Below are 6,094 nucleotides of genomic sequence, written 5' to 3'. Positions count from 1 at the left end.
GGAAAATCGGCATCCACAAGGACGGCAACCTGCTCTTGCACGGCCTCCGCACCGGCCAGGCCGTAAAGCTCACCGATTTTCCAGGAGCCAAGGGCCTCGCTGTGGGTAAAGGTGTCACGGGGAATCTGGATGATCCGCATCTGGTCCTGCTCCATGAGAAGGGCAACCACCACGTCGGCATTGGCGCCGATGGGATCAATACCCAGCACCAACACGTTGCCAGGACGACTAAAGCGGTAACGCGCCTCTGGCGAGAGGACTAACTGCCCCCCCCAGAACACCAGCACCAGCAGCAGTGGCATCACCAGCCACCGCCACGGGGAGCGAAGAAAGACGTGCTTCAGGGCGACCTTCAGTTGACGGGGAGCAGGTCACCACAGTTTGCCGCAACAGGTGCCGAATATGACGACGGCATCAATGCTACAGAGCCCGTCGGGCTTGGCATTTAACGTTGCTTCCAGGCCGTCAATCCCGGCGCTCAGAGCATTAATTCGACCGTTCAGCACCGTTTCCAGGGCACCGATCTTGCTATCCAAGGAAAATGAAGCCTGCCATCACCATGGCCATCAAGGCAATGGTAAGCCCAATGATCAGGTAATCCCGCTCCTGCTTCTGTGGCGCCCCTGCAGGAGCAAGCGAGGGATCCGCAGGATGGGAAGTCCGGGACTCTTTTTCCACGGGATCGGGGACGGGATTTGAGGTATTGACGTCCTCCCGGCCCTCTCAGGGCCGGGATTCCTTCTCGGACTTGGCAGTTGCCTCCTCCTTCAGGTAGGTTCCTGCTTCGCAGGGGATGCTCGCCCGGCCTAAGCCTGCTGGTCTTACTGCCCTTCCACAGGTGGTTTCCAGACGCGGCAAGCCCTGCCGCGTCTGTGGCCTGAGCCATGTTTGGATGGCAGCACACCGCTCTATAAGGACGGGGCTTGCAGCCCTGGTCATGGGCTGTACCGCGAGGAAGATCCACAGGTCCCCTCCGGTAGATCAAGAAATCTCAAGAGATCTGAAGTTGCGTAAGCAAACGCCGCTGGCGTCCGTCTCCAGGGATGTGGGTCTGGGTAGCGTCCCGTTGCTCCTGCTTTTTCGCTCGCCGTGAAACCAGGCTTCGATGGACAGACCGTTGCGTCCCAATTGGCCGTTGCCGCCTTGGCGGCGGGCGTGGTTACCTCCTATGCGGTCGCCCAGGGCCAGAACCCTCTCATGGCGTTAGGAATTACCGTTTTCTCTGCTGTCGCTGCAGTTGCCATTGGCCAGTGGATCTGACGCTGCGCTCCCGCAGCAGGAGAAGGCCATCATGGCCTTACGGCAGGACATGCCCGCCCTGGCCAACAAGATCTACTTCAACTACGGCGGCCAGGGGCCGTTACCGACGGCGTCCCTCCACGCCATGGCTGCAAGCTGGCGCCGCATCCAGGAGTTGGGACCCTTCGCCAAGCCGGTCTTCTCCTACGTGGAGGAGTTGATCGCCTCACTGCGCCTGGCATTGGCTGCCCTCTGCGGCGTTCCATCCCAGCGCCTGGCGTTCACGGAAAACGTCACTTCCGGCTGTGTATTGCCCCTGTGGGGGCTACCGTGGCGCCCTGGTGATGAACTGCTCATCGGTGACGGGGAGCACCCCGGTGTCGTGGCCACCTGCCATGAGCTTGCCCGCCGGGAACAGCTCCAGGTGAAGACCCTCCCGGTTCAGCAGTATTGTGGAGCGGAGCAGGTGCTGGAGCGTTTGGATCAGGCTCTCCAGCCCCGCACGCGACTGGTGGTGCTGAGCCATCTGCTGTGGACCACGGGGGCCGCCATGCCCCTTCCTGCCGTGGGCCGCCGCCTCAGGGAGCATGTCAACCAGCCGTGGCTGGTGGTGGACGGTGCCCAGTCCACAGGCGCCGTGCCTCTGCAGGAAGCGGTGGCGGCAGCAGATCTTTACGCCTTCACCGGCCACAAATGGCTCTGCGGGCCGGAGGGTCTGGGGGCTGTGGCCCTCTCCCGGCGCCTGCTTGAGGTGGGCACACCCACCATGATTGGCTGGCGGGGCCTGGCCAAGGATCCGGCCGACCCCCTGCGTCTCCATGGGGACGCTCGCCGCTATGAAATTGCCACCAGTTGCTCCCCCCTAGCGGCGGGTCTGTTGCAATCTCTCCACAGGCTGGCGACGGTGGGGGATCCCTGCCAGCGGCTGGAGCGGATCCGGGTCCGCAGCGGCGCGCTTTGGCATGGCTTGCGGCAACTGGACGGGGTGGAGACCCTATTGCCGGAGGCGCCGCCCGCCGGGATGGTGAGTTTTCGGGTGCGGGGTTTTGGGTCCCAACAGGTAGTCAGTGCCCTGGCGGCGCGGGGCCTGGTGTTACGAAGCTTTGAGGAGCCGGACTGTGTACGGGCCTGCTGCCATGTGACCACGTTGCCCACGGAATCGGAACGCCTGATTCATGAAATTGCTTCCTTAGGCACAAATTCAGGGACTCCCGAGGCTTAAGGTTTCAATCACATTTGCAGCGTGATTGTGTCCCCTAAACGCCGTCCCCGCTTTTTTCATCCCCTGGCTGCGGTGGAAACCCGCAGCGATGGCCAATGTTTTGCCAATGCCTTTGCCGTAGCGGAGCACAGGGTGAACATGGCCTTGACCGGCGCCCTGCTCCCCGCCTTGAAGGTGGTGACCATTCTCCGGGAAACCGGGTTTGCCCGGCTTCATATCCAGTCCATGTTCGAGGACGCCCGCCAGGGCAACCCCCACGCCCGCCTGCGGATGATCGAGTTCACTGCTGACGCCCTGGTGGAGGAGGAGGGCCTGGTGGCCGGCGCCCTTGAGGACGACGCCGACGACCAGATTCCCATGGCCGCCACCTGAGCCCGCGTCCGCCACTGCGCCAGGGGGACCGGTGGCGTCTTAGCGCTGGGCCACGGCGGCTGCCGCCACACGGCGATCATCGAAGGGCCGTTGTTCATGGCCGATAATCTGGACGGTCTCATGGCCCTTGCCGGCGATGAGCACCGTATCCCCTGCCCCAGCCTGAATCACCGCCCTATGAATGGCCAGACTCCGGTCCAGTTCCCGCTGGTGAGGCGTTCCCGCTGGCAGGCCGGCGCAGATCTCCTCCAGGATGGCCTCGGGATCTTCCATGCGGGGGTTATCGGAGGTGATCACCAGTTCGTCGGCCAGTGCGGCGGCTACCGCCGCCATGGGGGGCCGCTTGCCCCGATCCCGATCTCCGCCGCAGCCGAACACACAGATCAGCCGCCCCACCACGAAGGGGCGCAGGGCCTGCAACGCACTGGCCAGGCCGTCAGGGGTGTGGGCATAGTCCACCACCACGGTGATGTCCGGCGCTGGGATGGACTCCATCCGGCCGGGCACCCCCCCAAAGTGGGGCACATGCTCCAGTAACGACCCCAGAGGAGCCCCGCAACTCAGCAGCACCCCCACCGCCTGGAGCAGGTTCATCAAGTTGAAACGTCCCACCATGGGAGAGTGAAACCACCCTTCCCCCATGGGGCTGACGAGCCGTCCCTCCACCCCCTTGGCGCCCATGGCCAGGTCACACATCACCAATTCGGCATCCGGCGGCGCCGGGGGATGCCCATCCCGTTGCCGTGGATCCAGCAGGCGGCAGCCCCAGGCGTTGCCACCCAGCTGCTGCCGCAGGCGACGCCCATAGGGGTCCTCACAATTGATCACGGCCTGCCCATGAAGCAGGTCTGCCGCAAACAGCCGGGCCTTGGCCTGGAAATAAGCCTCCATGTCCCCGTGAAAATCCAGGTGGTCCTGGCTCAGGTTGGTGAACACGGCGCCAGCAAACACCAGCCCCGCCACCCGCTGCTGCGCCAGGGCGTGGGAGCTCACTTCCATGGCGGCCCGTTGCACGCCGTCCGCCACCGCCTGGGCAAGCTGTCCATGCACCACGTCCGCCGGCGCCGTGGTGTGGATGGCCGTCATCACGGTTCCCGGCCAGCGATTCTCCAGGGTGCCCAACAGGGCTGTGGGCGTTCCCAGGGCCGTGCTCAGATGCTCAATCCAGTGGGTGGTGGTGGTTTTGCCGTTGGTGCCGGTCACGCCAATGAGTTGCAACCGCTGGCTGGGGTGCCCCCAGAAGGCGGCTGCCAGTCGCCCCAGACAGGTGGCAGGGTTATTCACCACCACCACGGGATCCCCCGGACCCGGTGGATGCTTCCGGGCCGCCTCGGGGCCGATCACCGCCGCCGCCGCCCCGGCCGCCAGACTGGCTACCCAGTGGTCCCCGCCGTCCACGTGGGCGCCCGGCACCCCCACAAACAGGGCAGCAGGCGGTAACCGCCTGGAATCCCCTGAGACCGCCAGAATCTCAAGATCCGCCATCAGAGTGGGGACGGGAACGGCAGCAGCCTTCAGAAGGTGATGGAGGCGCATGGGTGCAGCCATGGGCTCAACTCCAGCGATGGACTTGACGACCCCCCAAGCTTGCGGGCTGCGGCCCCCATCAGCCAGGGGCCGACCCGGTGAACGGGCCGAGATGCTTCTCCAGCCAGCACCGCAGCGCCAACCCCTTGAGCCGTGGCGGCACCCGCGGCAGGACGGGATCTTGCAGGGGGTCCGACCCCACTATCAGCAGGGGCACCAGCAGCCCAAAACGCTGCTGCAACACCGGATCCACGTCCACGTCCACAAGCTGCAGGGTCCCCTGGGGCAGCAGGGAGCCCAGGCGCTTCGCCAGGCCGGTGCAGAGGCAGCACCCGGAACGGGTCAGCAGGACGAGGGGTGGCCAGGCGGAGTGGCTCATGGGTCGGGAACAGGGTCGTAGCCCCCTGCCGTGAAGGGGTGGCACCGCAGCAGCCGCCAAACACTCAACCAGCTGCCCCGCCAGAGGCCATGGCGCTCCAGGGCCTCCATGGCATAGGCGCTGCAACTGGGACTGAAACGACAGCGGGGCGCCAACAGGGGCGAGATGAACCGCTGATAGAGGCCGATGAGGCCAATGAGCGGCGCCGCCAGCCATTTGGTGGGGCCGTCACCCTTGCGGGGGGTTACACTCACGATTTGGTGCGATGGCTGAACCCATGGTGCCAAATTTTCCTGCACACCACTGCACGAGGACCACTACCCATGTCTCGATACCGCGGCCCTCGCCTGAGGATTACGCGGCGCTTGGGAGACCTTCCCGGTCTCACGCGTAAGTCCGCCAAGCGGTCTTATCCCCCCGGTCAGCACGGCCAAGCCCGTCGCAAGCGCTCCGAATACGCCATCCGTCTGGAAGAAAAGCAAAAGTTGCGTTTCAATTACGGAGTGTCCGAGCGGCAGTTGGTGCGCTACATCAAAAAAGCCCGCGCCCAGGCCGGTTCCACCGGCACCAACCTGCTCAAGCTGCTGGAAAACCGCCTGGACAACGTGTGTTTCCGGCTGGGATTTGCCCCCACCATTCCCGGCGCCCGCCAGTTGGTGAACCATGGCCACGTCACGGTCAACGGCCGCATGGTAAACATCGCCAGCTACCAGTGCAGGGCCGGCGACGCCCTGGCCGTCCGGGAACGGAAAGGCAGCAAGCGCCTGGCCACGGACAACCTGGAGTTCCCCGGTCTGGCCAACGTGCCCCCCCACCTGGAGTTGGACAAGAACAAGCTCACCGCCAAGGTGGCGGGGGGCTGTGAACGGGAGTGGGTGGCCCTGGAAATCAACGAGTTGCTGGTGGTGGAGTACTACTCCCGCAAGGTATAAAGACATCAGGAACCATGTCCGTTGGAGAGTCCTGCTGTCGGACTCCCGACGGCCAAAACGCCAACCACTCCCGGAGGAGGCTACTGTCAGGAACGATTCCTGACAGTGGCGGTGAACCTCAATTCCACGATCTCGGCGTCCGCTTTGGCGCTTCCCGTTTCCTGAGCAGGCGAGTGCTTGTCCGCATAATTCTGGCACCATCCATAAAAGATTTCGCAGAGATCGTTCAACTCCCTTGACTATTACCGTGAACCCCAGGTGGACCAGTCAGGAGTGGTGGGAGATACCTGATGATGAACGTATTGTTACCCTGACTTAGGGAAACCCTCAGAAATGGGGAGAGGATGTATCATAATGAAAGGAGCAGCCTTGGAGCTCCATGAGCAAAGACTGTCAACTTGGCTTCAGCGATTTTGAGCGGAG

Annotated in this window: 8 protein-coding genes and 1 pseudogene; 4 read left to right on the top strand and 5 right to left on the bottom strand. The window is 63.9% G+C overall.

The features are described 5' to 3' along the window. Together FLM9_RS01405 and FLM9_RS08065 are read right to left on the bottom strand one after the other, a co-directional pair. Positions 1–305 (bottom strand): annotated as a pseudogene (locus tag FLM9_RS01405) (hypothetical protein); the annotation flags it as partial. A 66-nt stretch (positions 306–371) separates the two neighbouring features. Beyond that, the gene (locus FLM9_RS08065; RefSeq protein WP_180365263.1) at positions 372–536 is read right to left on the bottom strand and encodes a hypothetical protein; all 165 of its coding nucleotides are present in this window, start codon (positions 534–536) and stop codon (positions 372–374) included. 553 nt (positions 537–1,089) lie between these two features. Here FLM9_RS08065 and FLM9_RS08060 point away from each other — a divergent pair. From FLM9_RS08060 to FLM9_RS01395, 3 genes are read left to right on the top strand one after another with little or no spacing between them, the layout of a single operon-like run. Beyond that, a complete protein-coding gene (locus FLM9_RS08060) occupies positions 1,090–1,260 on the top strand; it encodes a hypothetical protein (RefSeq protein WP_180365262.1) in 171 nt (56 codons plus the stop codon). Beyond that, complete coding sequence (locus FLM9_RS01400; RefSeq protein ID WP_306806771.1) at positions 1,244–2,461, top strand: aminotransferase class V-fold PLP-dependent enzyme; 1,218 nt, start codon at positions 1,244–1,246, stop codon at positions 2,459–2,461. Before FLM9_RS08060 ends, FLM9_RS01400 begins: the two co-directional genes overlap by 17 nt. 21 nt (positions 2,462–2,482) lie before the next feature. Beyond that, positions 2,483–2,833 (top strand): hypothetical protein, encoded by a 351-nt coding sequence (locus tag FLM9_RS01395; RefSeq protein WP_257242946.1) that lies wholly within the window; start codon positions 2,483–2,485, stop codon positions 2,831–2,833. 39 nt (positions 2,834–2,872) lie between these two features. On the opposite strand, the gene FLM9_RS01390 is transcribed toward FLM9_RS01395, so the two are convergent. From FLM9_RS01390 to yidD, 3 genes are read right to left on the bottom strand one after another with little or no spacing between them, the layout of a single operon-like run. Continuing rightward, complete coding sequence (locus tag FLM9_RS01390) at positions 2,873–4,381, bottom strand: UDP-N-acetylmuramoyl-L-alanyl-D-glutamate--2,6-diaminopimelate ligase (protein WP_074456921.1); 1,509 nt, start codon at positions 4,379–4,381, stop codon at positions 2,873–2,875. Between the two features lie 58 nt (positions 4,382–4,439). Further along, positions 4,440–4,739, bottom strand: coding sequence for a glutaredoxin family protein (locus tag FLM9_RS01385; protein WP_074456920.1), 300 nt, complete (start codon positions 4,737–4,739; stop codon positions 4,440–4,442). Beyond that, positions 4,736–4,993: a membrane protein insertion efficiency factor YidD gene (gene yidD, locus FLM9_RS01380; RefSeq protein WP_306806770.1), complete on the bottom strand. Its 258-nt coding sequence runs from the start codon at positions 4,991–4,993 to the stop codon at positions 4,736–4,738. The genes FLM9_RS01385 and yidD overlap by 4 nt, the downstream gene beginning before the upstream one ends. A 69-nt stretch (positions 4,994–5,062) precedes the next feature. On the opposite strand from yidD, the gene rpsD reads away from it, so the two are divergent. Beyond that, complete coding sequence (rpsD, locus tag FLM9_RS01375; protein ID WP_074456919.1) at positions 5,063–5,671, top strand: 30S ribosomal protein S4; 609 nt, start codon at positions 5,063–5,065, stop codon at positions 5,669–5,671. Positions 5,672–6,094 lie beyond the last annotated feature (423 nt).

Origin of the sequence: Candidatus Synechococcus spongiarum (assembly GCF_900047545.1) — a bacterium.
Classification (GTDB): Bacteria; Cyanobacteriota; Cyanobacteriia; order PCC-6307; family Cyanobiaceae; genus Synechococcus_B; species Synechococcus_B spongiarum_C.
Note: the sequence above shows the minus strand (reverse complement) of the source record. Positions and strands in the feature narration are given on the sequence as shown.